Below are 19,294 nucleotides of genomic sequence, written 5' to 3' on the forward strand. Positions count from 1 at the left end.
GAACGGGCAAGATGCCCATTCCACAAAACTATTAAAATCATCCCGTATTTATGCAAGGCCACTTTTTGAGTTATTACCAACTGTCTTCTGCCTTTTTCCTTCTTCCCTCTTCTTTTTTTAATATGAATGACTCATCACAAAAATACTATATTATCAAGAAACTAGAGAAAACCTGTGAAATTTTGCCTAGTACACAAGTCGAACAAAAAAAAGGCCCCGACGTTATAGAAACATGGGGTCCATTTGATACTGTTGAAGAAGCGATCGCCCGTCGTGTAGGATTGATTCGAGCAGGAAAATGTCAGCCAAAATAATTAATATAATTAATTTATCAATCTACTTTGTTGTTGACTGAGCTTTATTATTTTGGAGTTTTGCAATCTCTTGATTCAAAATTTCCAATGCTTTTGCATATTGAGGATCGTCAAGAGTACCTATTTTGTCGCGACTTTTCCGCAAAGCTTCTTTTTGTTCATCTGTCAGAGAGATTTCTACATCTGGTTTAATTCCCTCATGGTTAATATCGCGACCGCTCGGGGTGAAATATTTAGCGATCGTCACTGCTAACCCTGCACCTTTACCCACACCACGCACTGACTGCACCAACCCTTTACCAAAAGTTTTAGTACCTACTAATGTCGCTCGCTCATTATCTTGTAGAGCACCAGAAAGAATCTCACTTGCACTTGCCGAACCCCCATCTACCATAATCACCAATGGCTTATCTGTCAAAGACCTATTAGTAGCCTTCTGGCGATCAGTAATACCACTACGGTTTACAGTAGAAACAATATCTCCACGTTCGAGCCACATCCGAGCAATTTCTACGCTAGCATAAAGTAAGCCACCAGGATTAGAACGTAAATCTAAAATATAACCCGATACATTCTGAGTCTCTAACTCATCTATGGCCTCTCGCATTTCACCAGCAGCATTAGCACTAAACTGATTTAAGCGGATATAACCAACTTTACCCAGAGAACTGTCTTTCTGAGAATACTTTACAGGATGAATTTCAATTTTGGCTCTGGTAATAGGAAACTCTATTTCCCTACCTTCTCGTTTAATGGTTAGAGTTACTTGAGAACCTATGGGACCGCGGATCAGACTTACTGCCTGATTTATATCCATCCCCTCAGTGCTTTGGCCGTCAATTTTGCTAATAATATCTTTAGCTAGAATACCTGCTTCAAAAGCCGGGGTATCTTCTATTGGTGAAATTACTACTAATTTTTTTGTATCCTGGTCTTGGGTTAGTTGAATACCTACACCTGTGAGTTCTCCAGAAGTGTCAATTTGCATATTTTTAAACTCTTCCGGGTCCATGAAGCGGGTATAAGGGTCTCCTAGCTTTTCTAGCATTTCCCTAATTGCATCATAAGCTTCTTCATCAGTTGTATAAGTTTGATCGAGATATTCAGTGCGAGTAGCTTTCCAGTCTACTTGATTGAAAGTACCATCAACATAAGTTTTATCAATAATTTGCCAAACTTGGTCGATTAATTCTTTAGGGTCGTTATTATTTAATGATGCTTGAGAGGAAAGATGAATACCAGCGCCTATGACAGTAACGCCTGTTAACATCAATGCTGTTGCACCAAGAATTAGCCCACGTTTTGCTATAACCATTTGTTTGTTGAATTAATTTAAACAATAATTACCATCACTACTATTATGCCTAATTTAGCATAAGTAATATAATGCTTGTAGCTAGGTTTTTGATATCTAAAAATCAAGCATGGAGAAGGGAATCAGGTAAATCTTCATCAATAAATTTAGGATATTTAAAGGGAATACTTTATTTTTTTCTTATGGTGTATGTCTAGAAAAAAATATTCTTATCTAACTTTAGGAGCTTGGTCAAACTTCAGCACTAATACCTGATTAACAGATATAAAATTATGAATATTCATAGCAGTCGAAGCAAAGGTTAAGATATATCAAAAGCTTAAAATTCAGACAACACCAGATTTTTCCTTCTTCCTTATTGCTTCTGCTATAACTGTTTATTTCCCTAGTATTAGTAGAGGTGTGCATCGATAATTCTTTTTTTTACTCTCCTTAATATAAATTTAGTGTTAACAATTTTTTGGGGGTATATAAAATTATGATTTATTTATACAGTTCTTGAATGTTATTTTTAACTATCTCTGCTAAAAATAATATTAGGCTCACTCTCATCTATTAATTACAGCAGTTTTCGAGTTGATCAGGTACAAAGTTTTATCCTTTTAGGGAACAGCGGTGCGACCCCACGTCGGCGACAGACGTATTTGGTAGCGCACTCGGTATGAGGGAACATAGGAATGAATAAAAATTATAGATTAGTCTTAAACTTTACCTCACGCTTCCTAAAATTTTCTGTACAAGCTTTTCTAGTTAAGAAAAATAGTAGATTTATTTCCAATATTCCAACTAAAACATTGATATTTTATCTGTATCCAAATTAACTAATTTAGATTCTTATTAGATTCTTCATACCCTACAAAATGTAAAGCCCCATCTATCAATTGTTAATTTAAAAAGCATTTCAGTCCGGAATGCTCCGCTTTTTCCTACGGAAATGCTGAAATGCTGAAATGCTGATCGCTAGTTAACCAAGGAGTGTAATTAAGAATAGAGTTGTCGCTAAATAAAGGGAAAGAATCACTCTAACCTAGACAGAGCAATAATTCCCAGCATTTTTGCCATCCAATAGCTACAATCCTGACATAACAAGGTTTTTGGGGGATTTTTAAGTTATAAAGCGACAAGTCTAATACACTCCCACTCCCAATTAAATGTTAATTATAGACTAGGGTTCAACCCAACGCCCATCAGCTTTAATTAAATTAATTAATTCTTCAACACCTTGAGACTCAGGGACTTTTTTAATTTCTTCCCGTCCACGGTATAAAGAAATATACCCTGGTTGCTTACCTACATAACCATAATCTGCATCTGCCATTTCTCCAGGGCCATTAACAATACAACCCATAACAGCAATGTCCAATCCTGTTAAGTGTTTTGTTGCCTCTCGCACTTGATGCAGAACATTTTCCAGATTAAATAGAGTTCGGCCACAGGAGGGACAGGCAACATACTCTACCATTGTTTTCCGCAGACCCAAGGCTTGAAGAATACTGTAGCAAACTGGAATTTCTTTTTCGGGTGCTTCAGTTAAAGATACGCGAATTGTATCCCCTATTCCGTCTGCTAAAAGTGTACCGATACCAGCAGTAGACTTAATCCGACCATATTCTCCATCACCTGCTTCAGTTACACCCAAATGAAGAGGATAGGCCATACCTAGTTCGTCCATCCGCTTTACCATTAATCGGTAAGCAGCAAGCATGACTGGCACCCGCGATGCCTTCAGAGAAATTACCAAATTGTAGTAGTCTAAGGATTCACAAATTTTAATAAATTCCAGAGCGGACTCTACCATGCCTTCTGGAGTATCCCCATAAGTAAATAGCATTCTTTCTGCTAAGGAGCCATGGTTAACTCCAATTCGCATGGCTTTATTTTGGTCTCGCAAAGAAATTACTAAAGGTTCGAGGGTTTGGCGGATTTTTTCACCTATTTCCTTAAATTCTACTTCGGTATATTCGCTTCTGCCAGATTGAGGTTTCTCAAACACATATAAGCCAGGATTAATCCTGACTTTATCAACGTGCTTGGCAACTTCTAGAGCAATTTTCATACCATTATGGTGAACGTCAGCTACCAGTGGTACTGGTTTATAGGTCTCTGTTAATTTCTGTCTAATCTTTGCCAAGGATTTTGCATGGGCCATACTGGGAACGGTAACGCGGACTATTTCGCACCCAATTTCGTGTAAACGACGAATAGCAGCTACGGAACCGTCAATGTCAAGGGTGTCTTCATTGATCATTGACTGGACTACGACTGGATTGCCACCACCGATGGTTACATTACCTACTTTGACGGGGCGAGTTTTTCGCCTATGGATAGTTGTGTCAAAGGCGGGTTGATTTGCAGAAGTTTTGGTTGGGTTGGGTAGAGTTTGCATAATATATCGTGATATTTCTGTAGCGAAAGGCTGAGTAATAGGTTTTGTCCTATATTCAGATTGCCATATAATTTGTCAATCTTATTAGTCAAGAGTCTAAAATTAAAAGTCATATGGATGCTTGAAAAAAGCAAGTGGCAAAAAGCAAATTGCAAATATGAAAAATGCTAGTTTGGATATTTTATTTGAAGCCCTATTTATTCCTTTAGTAATTATATTTATAGGTTCTATTGCTAAGAAATTAGCAAGAGGGAAAGGTTGGGAAAGACAAGATTTATTTTGGGGAATAGAACTTACGTTATCTTTTATTTCTGGAGGTTTAACACTATTATTTGACTCTAATATTAATGCTGATGAGGCTCAAAAAGCTGGACTATTTATTACCGAAAATTTAAGGTATAAAGCCTCTCCATTCATGGATAAAAAAGAAAAAAATCCTTTTAGCAAATCTTCTTGTAAATAAGAAGATGTAATAATTAATAATTAATTATTAATTGTTGAAGATATCTTTTGGTCTTTTTATCTACGTTTTAAGTCGGCATCAAGAATGGCAAAACACAACACCCAGAGAAGAATCTTTTTGGTTGATTTTCTTTTCTAATATAATAGGTATAGGATTAATGACTTTATTTGTGTTTGGGATTAAGAGATAACAATTTTAGTTATGAAAGAAGAAGCTAACGACAGTTATCAAAAAAATCAAGTAGTATTTAGTAAAGAAAATGAAAATACTTCTACAACAATAGCTAGTACAGCAATGGTTACAGCATCTCTAATTGGAGCGGGGATAGGAGTAATAGCTGCATCAAGTTCAATATTAGGAGCCGCTGCAATAAGTGCTGGAGCAGCTTCCGCACTGAAAATTATTCAAAGAAGGAGAAAAGAAAGAAAAGCAACCCAGGAATTAGAGGAATAATGATTAGTGATATTAAGTCTTGTATTTATAAGCAAAATATTAAGAGTCAAATATCGTAATGAATTTACATTCATGGCTAATATTCAATAATTAATACAGGACTTACGGACGAGGTACGAAAAATTAGGATTTGAGTGTGAGATTGTTTCCCTGTGGGTGGCAATGACAAAAATATGTGTAATTCGTAAGTCCTATAATAATTACTTCTCTTTAAAAGAAGAGAGTCAATTAAAGTGATTTTTTTCTCTTTTTTATTCTGAAAATGAGAGGCTTTAAAATTTAATTATTTGGTAACATTCCTCACTTTTTGAGAGCTATAGTGTTTTTATTTAAAATCTAAATCTAGATTGAGTTTTTTTCTTATAAAAAAAATGCGCCGTTCGAGTAACTTATATTCTTATCTTTGCTACTATTTAATGCTGTTTTCCCTCCTTTAATATTTTCTATTCCCTATTTCGTAGCACTTGGTCTCCACATCCCAGAGCAAAACACTATATCGGGACTTTAGTCAAAAACATTTAGAAAATAAACTCAAAAATTTATACCAATTCCCATGCATTAATGCTTAATATCAAATCCGCCTAATTGCACATAGATCCAATAACGTCATAATTAGGATTTTAAGCTATTAGACATCTCCAATAATAAAAAATAAAATCAATTATCCTACATAAATCATCAATTATTTCCCCCTACTCCCTACTCCCTACTCCCTACTGGAGATATCTATTGATTGTGAGGTTATTTAACCGGATTTGATATAATTTAGGTAAGACTTCAGTTATTAAGTAATTAAAAATAGCAGAATAACTTTTTTGCTAATTAGCAGCTCAGTTAATGTTAATTATTCATATCTTTAACTTCCCCTCCTGGGAGGGGTGAGGGGTGGGTTTCCTACTCCCCTACTCCCCTACTCCCCTACTCCCTATTCCTTTTATTCTCTATTTATTCAATTACAAAATTATCATAATCAGCTTCAACTTGTTCTGCATATTTAAAGGCTATTTCACGCACTAATTTTCTAAATTCTTGATGTTTACCATCAGTAATTTTTTTTACTTGTTTTTCAAAGGAAGTAGAAACTAATTTTTTATCAAAATCTTTATCTGCTCTAGCATGGTCGGTAGCCAAAATTTTTCCCCATTGTTGAGCAACTTCTATAAAACTATTTTTATCTGTTAAATTTTTAATTTTGAGAGATTTTTTATGAGGAGATATTTCTCTAACAGAATAATCACCAGAAAAATCTCCATCAATAGGATTATTATCCACAAGTTTTATCCATCCTAAAAAATCATCAGCGTGTTTAATTAGTGCTTTATAAGCTAGAGCATGGCGTTGAGCACTATTATTAAATATTTTCCAATAATTAATTCGGTCATATAAGCTGAACAATTCATAAGTAGGTGTCGGTTGAAACTGATATTTAATATCTAGGATATGGTCATCATCTAAAGCATCAGTTTTTCCTTCTATTAAGACATAATAACGTGGTGTTCCTAAGGAACCTAATCCGGCATTTAATCTTTGGGCAACATCTTTAACTTTAAAATATTCTGGGTCATAATTTAGGTTGCTGGAAAGGGTTTTACTATAATCTAGCATTCCTGATTTAATAGCATTTTTAACATCAGTAGCAAGACCTAATTTTTCACTGGAAAAATCAAACATTATTTGATTATCTATGACTTTAGTCCACTTATATAGCATTCCTTGTCGTGTTTTTTGAGCGGCTTTTTCTATGGTTCTTTTTATCTCTCCTTTAGTATTAGCTTCTGTAAAATATATTTTAGTTTCTTCGTCATTTCCTACATAAGAAGCTAAGGTATCTAGATAAGTTTCACTAAAACTATCAACAACTTCTTCTTGTTCGGATTTAGATAGGGTAGAATCATTTGCCACTAAAATAATACTGGTTGCTAAACGCCACAAATCATATTGATAATCAGCAATAATTGATTCGTCAAAATCATTCATATCAAAGATAATTTCTCCTTGATCGTTATTATAAGCACCAAAATTATCAACATGACAATCTCCTAAAATCCAAGTTTTTGTATTAGGATTACCAAATTTACTGAGTCTACTATCATTAGCAAAATCTTGCCAAAACAAATGATTTGTTGCTCTGTAGAATGCAAATTCTGACTCTTGCATCTGAGCATATTTTTTGTCTTTTAACTGTTGTTTTTCCACTGGATTTGCATTTTCTAAAATTAAATTCGTATTTAATTCAATGGATTGGAATACTTGTTGTTCGCGCCGACTATTATCAATGGGTTGAGCGGAAATATTAGAAGATAGCAAGAACCAATTTATGATAATTAGGATAGTTATTACTATTAGGCTATTTCCGGTCGTATTACTTAATTGATTAATCATTATTAGAGTAATTTGAGTGGCATTGATTATATAAGCGGGTTGGCGTTAAAAATTATTGTTATGCCAAGGCAGATAGGGTGGTCGTTGGATTGGTAAAATTAGAAAGGGCACAAGGAAATAAATTTTTGAAAAAATTTTTTTTCGTCAAATACTTAAGTTTTTTTGTGGCTTATTCTTCTTATTTAGTAATATTCGACGCAGTTATAAGTAAGCATTCAGCCGTCAGCCATCAGCTATCAGCTATTGCTTTTAGTTTACGATCAAAGCTTTATTAATTGTCTTACTACAAAAGTTGGTTCCCTTGACCTTAAAGTCAATATTAATTTAAACACTGTTCTTAAAGAGAAAGTCTTGTTGCGGAAAGCTAATAGCTGTTTGCGCAGCATTCCACAGGAAATGCTTACAGTTATAAAGAAAATATCTTAAGAATCAGGAAAGAGGAAATAGTGGTAAAGATTTCAGACTTTATTCTGTTTATTTTTGAGGGTTTTACAACTCTGACAATAATTACTACTTCCCAAGTATATTGGAAAACTAAATCGTCATTTTTGCTTCTCCCCAAAACTAGCTAATTACCTGAAACTGCTTCCTATTTCCTCAAAAATTTTAATGTTCTATTCACATCATTTAAGGCGAACTATAAATTAGTAATAATACTAATTTTTTTTTCTTCCTTCTTCCTTCTTCCTTCTTCCTTCTTCCTTCTTCCTTCTTCCTTCTTCCTTCTTCCTTCTTCCTTCTTCCTTCTTCCTTCTTCCTTCTTCCTTCTTCCTTCTTCCTTCTTCAATGGCATAAAATCAATATTCTCTCTGCACTTATTTCAATTTAAATCATTATCATTACTCAAAAATTCTCGCATATATTGATTAACCAATTGAGGCTGTTCCTGTTGTACCGAGTGACCACAATTAGGAATATAGCGAATCTGAAAATTTTCCACATATTCTTCTGTGCCATAAGTTAATTCTTTTCCTAAAGCCGTATCCTCTTCACCCCAAAGCATTAAAGTAGGAATTCGCAATATTCCCCACTCTTGTTGATTGAAAAATCCAGAAAATATATTACGATAATAATTAATCATTGAAGTTAAAGCGCCTCGTTTAGCCACAGCATCCTTGTAAGCTTCTATATCAGCATCAGTAACAGCAGATTTATTTACCATACTTTTAAAAATAGAACCAATACCTTGATAATCATCAAATTCAAGCATTAATTCTGGCAAAAAAGGTAACTGGAAGAAAAACATATACCAACTTCTCAAAAGTTGCTCTGGAGTACCTAAACCCTCCTTAAATTTTGCTGGATGAGGAATATTCATTACGATTAATTTTTCTACCATTTCAGGATGTGCATAAGCAAAAGACCAAGCTATTACCCCTCCCCAATCATGTCCTACTAAAACACATTTTTCATAACCTAATTCTTTGATTACTCCTTCTATATCTTTAATAAATTCTGACATTACATAAGCAGATTTATCTTCTGGTTTATCACTTTCATTGTAGCCTCTTAAATCTAAGGCAACTGCTTTATAATCTTGAGCAAATTCAGGAATTTGATGTCGCCAAGAATACCAAAATTCAGGAAATCCATGTAACATTAACATCAAAGGGCCTGAACCTTGAGTCACATAATGGATTTTAATACTATTTGCTGTGATAAAATTGCTAGACCAAGGATTTTCTTTGGTTAACATTGATACCTCCTGAATAATTACAGTAAGTTTAAATAGTTGAACTTTACACTTCATTCTATCATTTTCTGATGATGCGATAAATTATATATCGATATAAATTCAACTATTTTACTACTAGAATATGTAGTAAAATCTTCCACATAATCATTGTTATTACTGTGGCGATCGCTGCTCAGACGATACTAAAATTTGCTATTAAGATTATTATTTAAAATATATTTATCACTACACTAAATCAAAACATCAAAATCAATGTACTTTGATATCCAGTCATAATCATTAACCAACCTACAGAACTAATTCCTGCATTTACTAACTACTCTAAAATCAGAACAATCATTTCCTCTTTTGCTTCTACAAACCCTGTACCAAAAATTTTAAAATTGGAGAAGCAAATACAACTATCAGAATAGTAAAAGTGAATGAAGGTCAGAATATCCAATGATCAACTGTAGCAATTAATTTTTTTTGTAGTGTTAACTAGCTCTGGGTTAAAAGCTTTTAGCTTTAGTTTAAATCTCCGGCCTATAAATGCCAAATAGTTTAAGAGTGGTTTAAATACTCTTTTAAATTGTATTTTTATCGGTTTCAGCTATTTATCACTCGCTGTTTACGGAGAATGACCTCAGGAAATGCTGACTGCTAAATTGCTGTTTGCAGAGCATGACCTCAGGAAATGCTTTTTCATAATAGGTACATCAATAATCAAGGATATTTAATCACGAAAATAATCATTTTTTCTGACCCTTAAATCCATTAAATAATAATAGTAGCATCTACCTATAGTAAAGCAATAAACTTATCCATAAAATTAACTACCAACTAACACGAAGTAACAATTATAAATAACTCCATTCTTCTCTAGTTTGATATTTCAGATATCAAGGGTATAGCAGTGGGAGGAAAGGGCACGGACATATCAAAAACTTAAAACTCAGACAACACCAGATTTTTCCTTCTCTGGTAGATAACTAAACGCTTTCTTCCTTCTTCCTTCTTCCTTCTCCTATAAATTAGCTGCTGGTAATCCTAGCTGGGCAAAAATTCTTAATACTAAAATCTATTAAATAACATATTCATATAGAAAATAAAGAGTTGCTTATACCAATGTTATGTAAGGCTGAAAATAATTATGAAATTGATTAACTTGTCTGTCTTGATCTACAGTCAACTCTGATTAAAATTTTATTCTATATAACTTTATCTTAATTTCGTATTAGAACATAGACTAATAATCAACCTTAGACAGGAAAGTATTTTTCCCGCTTTTGTCTTCTGAAATTGCTATAAATAGATGCCAAATGAAGTAATATCCATCTAGAGAGCTAGAGAAATTTATAAAAAATGCTAGATTAGCACACTAAATGCTCTGACAGTGAAAGAAATATTTGCTCCTTTAGCTAAAAAAGTTAAAATTTTCTTGCTCTATTTATAGCAATTACCAAAAATAATACTACAAAAAAGAAATTGGAAATTTATGCCTCAAAGGACAATACTCAATTCTATTACTCACCTATTTCTATCATTGTTTACCTTTTTATTTTTTCTGATTTATTGAAATTTATTTTATTATTTTTGCTTTCTTTTCCTGTCAATATAAGGAGGTAAAAATTTAGTTTCCTCCTCCTCATAAATAGTATATTGCCAAGGAACATTAATATCGTGAGCTGTACTCTTCCCATTGTAAGAAGATCGACGTTGGGGTTGAGCTAATAAAATAATCATTCCGACTAAAATAATACCACCGCCAAGAAGTAAAATAGCTAAGACTATTCCTCCAATAAACCACAGTATACCTTTTTCTAAATAATTCGCAGAACTACCTGAAGCTCTTCTGCTATAATTATCTATCCCCTGTTGTAGACTCAAGCCAGAAATCAAACGTTCTTGCTCCTGGACTTGAATCAACAATCGGTCATTTTGTAGCCTCAGTTGATCTTGTTGCAGTCTCAGTTGTTGTGTCTCTGCCCATTGTTGCTCTAACTGAGTTTTCAACTGTCGCATATCAAGTAATTGCTGCTGTAGTTGAGTTTTCAGTTGCTCATAAGCTGAACGTTGTTGCTCTGATTGATTTTTAATTTGTTGTTCCAACTGATAGTCCTTAAAGTCAGGAACTGAAGGGACTGAAATTGGTGGGGGTGGTAATGGCTGGGGTGAGACAGCTACTAAAGGAGAAGGAGAAGGATATACTTTTGGAGAAGGAGAAAATGTGATTGAGGGAGAAGGGGATGCTTTTGGCGCTTCCGTCCGATAATCAGGAGACGACTTGCCAAATACAATCCAACCCATGAGCAAGAGGACAATTAATATCCCCGTCAGAATACATCCTCCTATAAACGCTGCAGTCTGATTCATTATTTAATTTTACTTGATGGTTAAACCAGGACTATTTGACAAATCATATAGAGTATCTATTCTCTAATGCCGATTAATATCATAACCAAGCTTATGCAACAAAAATCAAAAACATCACTACTGTATTTACGTCAAGTCAAAATTATCTCAGTTCTTCTGAGTTTCAAATGTTTAACCTTCTGTTAATAGTAGGATCTGTTGGGCATACTGCACTGGTTTCTAGAAAAAATTAATATAGAAATATACGGACTTTGAAATAAGATCCTACGACAATTAGTATTTTGATGCTACCTCCATCTAAAAACATTTGTCTTGGACTTCCAAGTTTTCTTCTAGGAAATAATCTGAAAAATATTTTTACCACAGAAAAGCAAATAGCAGCGTGGCAGGAGGTTAGGAGAAAAAATCTTGGTAGAAAATCACCCCCCTTTTTTTTAGCAAAGCTGCCTTTCTTTTCTTGTCCTTTCCTTTCTTATTTCTGTATAGCACTACGTTTTTTGGCGTTTGACAATAAATGTAGGTTGTAAGGGAACACCGGATATGGGAATAGGGGTGGGACCCAGCGGGGTTCAACAGAGGCAACCACTCGGAACCCGGCGAGCAAACCTCGCCATGGGAATGCCTACTAACAGAGGTAATGGGCACTCCTGTGAGGGAACAAAGGAATGTCAAGAGCGTATTTGCGTAGCGCTTACTACTTCACGGAAGTAAGAAATCAAAAATCAAAATTAAGGGTTATAAGGTAAGAAAAATCTATCAAAAACTCAAGGGGTGATAGAAATCATATCTGATTTCTACCACAAGATATGTTAAGCTTAAGAATTTTGTTATTCTTACTTATATATTTTTAAGATACAGGGATTTAGTACCTTATATATTTTTGGTAACATATTGACTCTTAATATATTAATTAAGCGAATTAATTAACAATTTTATTTTAATAATGGCCTCTGTTTTTCCTATTTATAAAGAACAAGTAAGTTAGAAGAAAAAATGAAAAGATGCTAGGAAATCTCAGGGTTATAGTAATCTTCAGATTTGACCTTTCCAACTTCATCTAGATCTTGATTTATACAACCTTGTCTTTGAGCATATTGACAAACACGAGCCCATAACTTTGCTTTAATACCAGGTGGTCCAGAAGAAAATAACACCCGATCTCCATCTACTATTTTAACTAGACAGACTGGGCAAGTTTCTTGTTGATTTTCTGACATTGTTAATTATTTATTGTTTAATCATAAATTGACTTATAAGTATATAACGCTTTTTATTAATTTTGGCAAATCTCATATCTAGCAGATGTAATATTTTAGGAGGAAGGCAGATTAAGATTTTATAGAAAAATCTCCAATTTCAAGTTATTTATTATTGGTATATAGCATTTACATTTGAAATATGAATATAGAATTAAATCTTTGAGAGGATATGTTAATTGAAAATAGTATCAGGAAAAAATAGCATTTTTTTATTAATAAAACAACAATTTATTATCATAAATCACCTGATAAATTATAGTTAAATCAATAATTATTTAAGCGTAAAAATTGCTATTTATAAACAATTAATGACTTTTTTATTGGGATATTAACTGCTAACAATTAAAGGGAAAACTAAGTAATAAATATATTTAAATATATTTATTAAAAATTCCAAAAAATCAAAAATAAACTAATATAAATTATGTTGATATCGGAGCTTTATTGCAATGATAAAGTAGGATGTGATAGACTTATAGAGAGTTAATTAGTACCTTTTTATCAGCATATTTAGTATGAAAATCATAAAAATCAACCCTTTTTTCTTAATTAATTTTACCTATGTATTCTACACAAGCATTCTAATAATTTGCATAAGATTTATGAATTACATAGAAAAAATCAATCATTTACTTAAACCATCTGTTAATCTAACTAATTTAGCTATAGATTTATTTGCTGGATGTGGTGGTTTATCTCTCGGTTTTGAAGCCCAGGGATTTCAAACTTATGGTTTTGAAATGGATGCCGATTGTTGTGCAACTTATAATAAAAATCTCAAAGGTAATTGCACTAAAATTACTCTTTCTTCTGAAACAGAATTACCTCCGGCAAATGTAATAATTGGCGGTCCTCCCTGTCAACCTTTTAGTGTTGGGGGAAAGCAAAAGGGTTTGAAAGATTCGCGAGATGGTTTTCCTATTTTTATTAATGCAGTGGCAAGATTAAAGCCGAAAATTTGGTTATTTGAAAATGTACGAGGTTTGCTTTATCGAAATAAATGGTATTTGGATGAAATTACTCAAGCACTTCAATCTTTGGGTTATATTATTGAAGTTAAATTGTTAAATGCTGTTGATTTTGGCGTGCCTCAAAATCGTCAACGAGTAATAGTTGTTGGACATAAAGGTGAGTTTAAATTTCCTCAAGTTTTAGACAGAAAAGTTACTGTTGGAGAAGCTTTGGAAAAAATGGCATTGCACGCGTCTCCAGAGTCAAAATTTCTCACTCCAAATATGGATAAATATGTGGCAAAGTATGAAAAAGCTTCTAGTTGTAAACAACCTCGCGACTTATATTTAGATAAACCTGCGAGAACTTTAACTTGTCGAAATATTTCGGCTCCTACTGGCGATATGCACCGGATAAAATTGCCGGATGGGAGAAGCTGATGCACCAGACCATATAATTCATTTTGATGGTGAAAAATTTTTAGGTCCTTATTCTCAAATAACTGATACTTGAAAAAAATTATGACTGAAATTAACTGGCAATTATTCTGGATATTAATGATTTTGCATTGTGTTATTGGTACTGCTGCTGCTTTTGTGGCAAAAAGTAGAGGTAGGAATTTTAATATTTGGCTAGGTTGGGGGTTATTGGGGGGTACTATTGCTTTGGTAACTGCATTTTTGATGCCAGATAAAAATTTAGATTGAAAAGGAAATTAATCACTGGATATTTAAAGTAAATTTATCTAGGATGAGTTTGAGATGAAAGTTGATAGATATTGCTCTTGGCTTACAGATAAAAATTTGTCTGCTTCTGAATAATTTTAATTTTTTTGGAGATGTAATGAGTGGGAGAAGTTAGAAAGCAATTTGCTGAAGTGATTATGATATTTAGCCAAGAAATTTAGTTGAATAAAAAATCATGTACAGGGGCAAACAAGTCCTTATAGTTTTTAGCATATCACAATTTTTGTGGAGATGCAACCGAAAATCCTTTGAGGCGCGATTTTTTAGAGCTTAAGAGAATGAAAATATTTGTGGTTTTCCACTGAGGAGGGAGGGATGAAAAGATTTGATGAGGGAAAAACAAGCATATATCTTTACTAGAGCTTCACAGAATAACAATTTCAAAAAATATCTACTTCCCTGTAGAAAAAGCAGATATTCTGGAAAAGTATCTGACAAATTTTTAAGTATCTATATATAGGAATGAAAATCTATATATAAAAATGAAATTTTAACCTGTTCCGAAAACTGGCAAAAAGTCGAGAGGGAGGTAAGAGGCGATCGCTCCACTTCAGAAAATATCTAGTTCTCTCTAGGTAGACCAGATATTCTGGAAAAATTTCTGAAAAATTTGCGACTACCTATATATGAAAGTGAAATTTTCATCTGTTCCGAAAACTGGTAAAAAGTTGAGGGGAGGCAAGAGGCAATCGCTCCACTTCAAAAAATATCTAGTTCTCTCTAGGTAGACCAGATATTCTGGAAAAATTTCTGAAAAATTTGCGACTACCTATATATGAAAGTGAAATTTTCATCTGTTCCGAAAACTGGTAAAAAGTTGAGGGGAGGCAAGAGGCAATCGCTCCACTTCAAAAAATATCTACTTCCCTGTAGCTAAAGCAGATATTCTGGAAAAGTATCTGACAAATTTTCAAGTATCTATATATAGGAATGAAATTTTTATATGTTCCGAAAACTGGCAAAAAGTCGAGAGGGAGGTAAGAGGTGATCGCTCCACTTCAAAAAATATCTACTTCCCTGTAGCTAAAGCAGATATTCTGGAAAAGTATCTGACAAATTTTCAAGTATCTATATATAGGAATATAGGAATGAAATTTTAACCTGTTCCGAAAACTGGCAAAAAGCCGAGAGGGAGGTAAGAGGCGATCGCTCCACTTCAGAAAATATCTAGTTCTCTCTAGGTAGACCAGATAGTCTAGAAAAGTCTCTAAAAAATTTGCGACTATCTATAATATTAGGAGAGAAAATTCCATCTCTGAGGAAAAATAGTAAAAAGTTTAGGGGAGACAAGAGGCGATCGCTCTACTTCATAAAATATCTACTTTCCTCTATAGATATCTTGGAAAACTATCTGATAAATTTTCGGCTATCTATATCTGAAAGTAAAATTTTCATTTCCTCAGAGAACTGGCAAAAAGTTGGGGAAGGCAAGAGACGATCGCTCCACTTCCGAAAATCTCTACTTACTTCTAGAAAGAACAAATTTTCTGGAAAAGTCTCTGAAAAATTTTCGACTATCTATATAGAAGTGAAATTTTTATCTGCTCAGAAAACTGGCAAACAGTCAGGGGGAGATAAGAGGCGCTCGCTCCACTTCCAAAAATCTCTACTTTTCCCTACAAAAAGCAGATATTCGAGAAAATTTTCTGGCAAGTTTTTGACTATCTGTTTAATTTTATTTGCTATTTTCCCTTCTTGAACTATTGCCTATTCCCTATTCCTTTTTTAACGGATACTTTTGCAATACTTCCCGCAAATATTTCCCAGTATAAGACTCAAAATTTTCTGCCACTTTTTCGGGGGTTCCACACACAATTATTTCTCCTCCTTTATCTCCTCCTTCGGGACCTAAATCTATTACCCAGTCGGCACAACGAATCACATCTAAATTATGCTCAATTACTACAATGGAATTTCCTTTATCTACTAATCTTTGCAAAACATTCAATAACTGATGAACGTCATAAAATGATAAACCTGTTGTTGGTTCATCTATTAAATAAATAGTTTTTCCTGTTGCTCGCTTAGATAATTCGGAAGCTAATTTTACTCTTTGTGCTTCTCCACCGGAAAGTGTGGGTGCGGATTGACCTAATTTGATATAACCTAAGCCTACATCTACTAAAGTTTGTAATCTATTGGCTGCCCTAGGAATATTTTTAAATACTTCTAAACTTTCTTCTACAGTCATATTCAAAACATCAGCAATTGATCGATCTTTATATTTGACCTGCAAAGTTTCTCTACTATATCTTGCACCTTTACAAACTTCACATTGCACATAAACGTCTGGGAGAAAGTTCATTTCTATTACATTTACGCCTTGTCCGCTACAAGCTTCACATCTGCCGCCTTTGACATTAAAAGAAAATTGCCCTGGTTTATAACCTCTGGCTTTTGCTTCTATGGTTTCGGCAAATATTCCTCGAATTACATCAAATACTCCTGTATAAGTTGCTGGATTTGAACGGGGTGTTCTGCCAATAGGTGATTGGTCGATGACGATTACTTTATCTATTGCTTTTAATCCTTTAATTTTTTCTAAGTCTTTGGGAAAAGGAACATTACGACTGAGATGATTTTGCAAAGCTGGATAAAGTAGTTCGTTCATTAAGGTAGATTTTCCTGAACCGGAAACGCCAGTAATACAGACAAGTTTTCCTAAAGGAATTTCTATATCTATATTTTTGAGGTTGTTTCGATGACAATTTTTCAAAAGTAGAGATTTGCCATTTCCTGTTCTTCTTTCGGATGGGGTGGCAATAATTTTTTTGCCAGATAAATAAGCACCTGTTAGTGATTCTTCTGTTGCTAATAATGTCTGAAAATTTCCCTGAGAAATTATTCGCCCGCCATGCACTCCTGCACCCGAACCTATATCAATAATATGGTCGGCAGTTCTAATAGTTTCTTCGTCATGTTCTACAACTATTAATGTATTTCCTAAGTCGCGAAGTTTGGTTAAAGTTTGCAAGAGGCGATTGTTATCTCTCTGATGTAAACCAATACTTGGTTCGTCTAAAACGTAGAGAACTCCTGTTAGACCAGAACCAATTTGTGTTGCTAATCTAATTCTTTGCGCTTCTCCTCCAGAAAGTGTCATTGTTGCTCGATCTAATGTTAAATAATCTAAGCCAACGTCGAGGAGAAATTGTAATCTGGCTCGAATTTCTCTCAAGACTAATTCTGCTATTTTTGCCTGGCGATCGCTCAGTTTTAAGTTATTGATTTTTTCTAGACATTCTTGAATAGAAACTTCTGTAAAATCGGTAATTTTATATTGCCCTACTTCTACGGCAAGTGCTTCTGGTTTTAATCTTTTTCCTTGGCAAGTTTCACAGGTTTGATTGACTAAATATTGCTCTAATTTTTGTTTAATTAAATCTGAACCTGTTTCCTCATATTGCTTTTCCAAAATCGGGATAACTCCAGGATAATAACGATAATCTCCTTCTCCATTTTTCGCTTCTATCCAGATAGGTTCATCGCTACCTTCTAGCACTAACTTTTGTTCTTTCTTGCTCAATTTATTCCAGGGAGTTTCTATCTCAAAGTCATAAGCTTCAGCCAAACTATAAAGCAGAGAAAAATAGTAAGGATTTTCCTTATTTGACCAAGGAGCGATCGCTGAATATAAGGGTGCATTGGGGTCGGGTACTATTAATTCTGGGGAAAATTGTTTGAGACTACCCAAGCCGTGGCAGGTCGGACAGGCACCGTAGGGGGAGTTGAAAGAAAAGAGTCGGGGTGATAATTCTTCCATCACTGCTCCATGTTCCGGACAGGCAAAATTTTCCGAAAATACTATTTGAGTCTGAGAATTTTCTAGTTCTTCTTCTAGTTCCTGACTGGAATTAGCTGAATTATTGTCAGATTTAGAATTAGCTGAAGTTGCTATTTTTGCCGGAGTTAGGTTATACTTATTTTTTGTAGGCACTGCCCCTATCTTTGCCGATGTGTCATTTAATACGTTTATTAAAGCAATTCCAGTAGATTGACGTAGACAAGTATTTAGAGAATCTGCTAAACGTTCTTGTATACCTGGCTTTTTTATAAGTCTGTCAATAACAATTTCTATAGTATGTGTACGATTTTTATCTAATTTGATGTTTTCAGCAATTTCTACGACCTCTCCATCAACCCTCAAACGAACAAATCCTTGAGCAGCTAAACTAGATAAAAGTTTCTGATGAGTCCCTTTTTTGCCTCGAACCACGGGAGCTAGGATATGAAATTTGCTCCGGTCTGGGAGAGCCATAATTCTGTCGCACATTTCATCAATGGTCTGTGGGGCAATATTATGGTGGCAGATGGGACAATGAGGTTCTCCTGCTCGGCCAAATAGTAATCTGAGATAGTCGTAAATTTCCGTGACGGTGCCGACGGTGGAGCGGGGATTATGGGATGTGGATTTTTGGTCGATGGATATGGCGGGGCTTAATCCTTCAATAGCATCAACATCTGGTTTGTCGAGTTGTCCGAGAAATTGTCGGGCATAGGCACTGAGGGATTCGACGTAGCGACGTTGCCCTTCGGCGAAAATTGTGTCGAAGGCAAGGGAGGATTTGCCAGAGCCAGAAACTCCCGTGAAGATAATTAGGCGATCGCGTGGTAATTCGAGGTCGATATTTTTGAGGTTATGTTGTCTAGCACCTCGGATGCGGATGGTCATTTCAGTTATCAGTTATCAGTTATCAGTTATCAATTATCGGTGAACTGCTAAATTTTTTCCCACGATCAAATCTTTCCATCAATCTCTCCCCAGTGGAAAATCACCAACATTTTCATCTTGTGAAGCTCCGGAAAAATTAGCCCTGTCAAAGGATTTTCAAGAATCTTCCCCATGAGCAATGCCAGAATATTTTCATTCTGCGAAGCATCCATAAATATATGCTTGTTGTTCTCGAAATTTTCCCATCCATCTCTCCCCAGTGAAAAATCACCAATATTTTCATCTTGTGAAGCTCCAGAAAA

14 protein-coding genes are annotated in these 19,294 nt (G+C 34.4%); 6 read left to right on the forward strand and 8 right to left on the reverse strand.

Features of this window, described 5'->3' with window-relative positions; all coding sequences use genetic code 11:
* Positions 1-122: 122 nt before the first annotated feature.
* The gene (locus tag F6K27_RS02765; RefSeq protein ID WP_287274182.1) at positions 123-314 is read left to right on the forward strand and encodes a DDE transposase family protein; all 192 of its coding nucleotides are present in this window, start codon (positions 123-125) and stop codon (positions 312-314) included.
* A 22-nt stretch (positions 315-336) separates the two neighbouring features.
* On the opposite strand, the gene ctpC is transcribed toward F6K27_RS02765, so the two are convergent.
* Positions 337-1,629, reverse strand: coding sequence for a carboxyl-terminal processing protease CtpC (gene ctpC / locus F6K27_RS02770; RefSeq protein ID WP_287274181.1), 1,293 nt, complete (start codon positions 1,627-1,629; stop codon positions 337-339).
* Between the two features lie 1,165 nt (positions 1,630-2,794).
* The gene (gene ispG / locus F6K27_RS02775) at positions 2,795-4,015 is read right to left on the reverse strand and encodes a (E)-4-hydroxy-3-methylbut-2-enyl-diphosphate synthase (protein WP_287274179.1); all 1,221 of its coding nucleotides are present in this window, start codon (positions 4,013-4,015) and stop codon (positions 2,795-2,797) included.
* A gap of 121 nt (positions 4,016-4,136) precedes the next feature.
* Here ispG and F6K27_RS02780 point away from each other — a divergent pair, with 121 nt between their 5' ends.
* Both F6K27_RS02780 and F6K27_RS02785 read left to right on the forward strand, forming a co-directional pair.
* Positions 4,137-4,478, forward strand: coding sequence for a hypothetical protein (locus F6K27_RS02780; protein ID WP_287274177.1), 342 nt, complete (start codon positions 4,137-4,139; stop codon positions 4,476-4,478).
* A gap of 201 nt (positions 4,479-4,679) precedes the next feature.
* Positions 4,680-4,931 carry a hypothetical protein gene (locus F6K27_RS02785; protein WP_287274175.1) on the forward strand — a complete coding sequence of 84 codons (252 nt, stop codon included), beginning with the start codon at positions 4,680-4,682 and terminating at the stop codon, positions 4,929-4,931.
* 945 nt (positions 4,932-5,876) lie between these two features.
* Here the strand turns inward: F6K27_RS02785 and F6K27_RS02790 are convergent.
* The 5 genes from F6K27_RS02790 to F6K27_RS02810 form a co-directional block, all read right to left on the reverse strand.
* The gene (locus F6K27_RS02790) at positions 5,877-7,313 is read right to left on the reverse strand and encodes a DUF2252 domain-containing protein (protein WP_287274174.1); all 1,437 of its coding nucleotides are present in this window, start codon (positions 7,311-7,313) and stop codon (positions 5,877-5,879) included.
* A 637-nt stretch (positions 7,314-7,950) separates the two neighbouring features.
* Positions 7,951-8,106, reverse strand: coding sequence for a hypothetical protein (locus F6K27_RS02795; protein ID WP_287274173.1), 156 nt, complete (start codon positions 8,104-8,106; stop codon positions 7,951-7,953).
* Between the two features lie 27 nt (positions 8,107-8,133).
* Positions 8,134-9,063: an alpha/beta hydrolase gene (locus F6K27_RS02800; protein WP_353734823.1), complete on the reverse strand. Its 930-nt coding sequence runs from the start codon at positions 9,061-9,063 to the stop codon at positions 8,134-8,136.
* A 1,515-nt stretch (positions 9,064-10,578) separates the two neighbouring features.
* Positions 10,579-11,364: a hypothetical protein gene (locus F6K27_RS02805; protein WP_287274172.1), complete on the reverse strand. Its 786-nt coding sequence runs from the start codon at positions 11,362-11,364 to the stop codon at positions 10,579-10,581.
* Positions 11,365-12,368: 1,004 nt separating this feature from the next.
* Positions 12,369-12,581 (reverse strand): hypothetical protein, encoded by a 213-nt coding sequence (locus tag F6K27_RS02810; protein WP_287274171.1) that lies wholly within the window; start codon positions 12,579-12,581, stop codon positions 12,369-12,371.
* 644 nt (positions 12,582-13,225) lie between these two features.
* Here F6K27_RS02810 and F6K27_RS02815 point away from each other — a divergent pair.
* The 3 genes from F6K27_RS02815 (at position 13,226) to F6K27_RS02825 (ending at position 16,019) form a co-directional block, all read left to right on the forward strand.
* Positions 13,226-14,014 carry a DNA cytosine methyltransferase gene (locus F6K27_RS02815; protein WP_287274170.1) on the forward strand — a complete coding sequence of 263 codons (789 nt, stop codon included), beginning with the start codon at positions 13,226-13,228 and terminating at the stop codon, positions 14,012-14,014.
* A gap of 81 nt (positions 14,015-14,095) precedes the next feature.
* Positions 14,096-14,281, forward strand: a complete 186-nt coding sequence (locus tag F6K27_RS02820) for a hypothetical protein (RefSeq protein ID WP_287274168.1) — start codon at positions 14,096-14,098, stop codon at positions 14,279-14,281.
* Between the two features lie 1,255 nt (positions 14,282-15,536).
* A complete protein-coding gene (locus tag F6K27_RS02825; RefSeq protein ID WP_287274166.1) occupies positions 15,537-16,019 on the forward strand; it encodes a hypothetical protein in 483 nt (160 codons plus the stop codon).
* Between the two features lie 15 nt (positions 16,020-16,034).
* On the opposite strand, the gene uvrA is transcribed toward F6K27_RS02825, so the two are convergent.
* Positions 16,035-18,992: an excinuclease ABC subunit UvrA gene (uvrA, locus tag F6K27_RS02830; protein WP_287274164.1), complete on the reverse strand. Its 2,958-nt coding sequence runs from the start codon at positions 18,990-18,992 to the stop codon at positions 16,035-16,037.
* Positions 18,993-19,294 lie beyond the last annotated feature (302 nt).

This window comes from Okeania sp. SIO2F5 (assembly GCF_010692685.1).
Classification (GTDB): Bacteria; Cyanobacteriota; Cyanobacteriia; order Cyanobacteriales; family Microcoleaceae; genus Okeania; species Okeania hirsuta.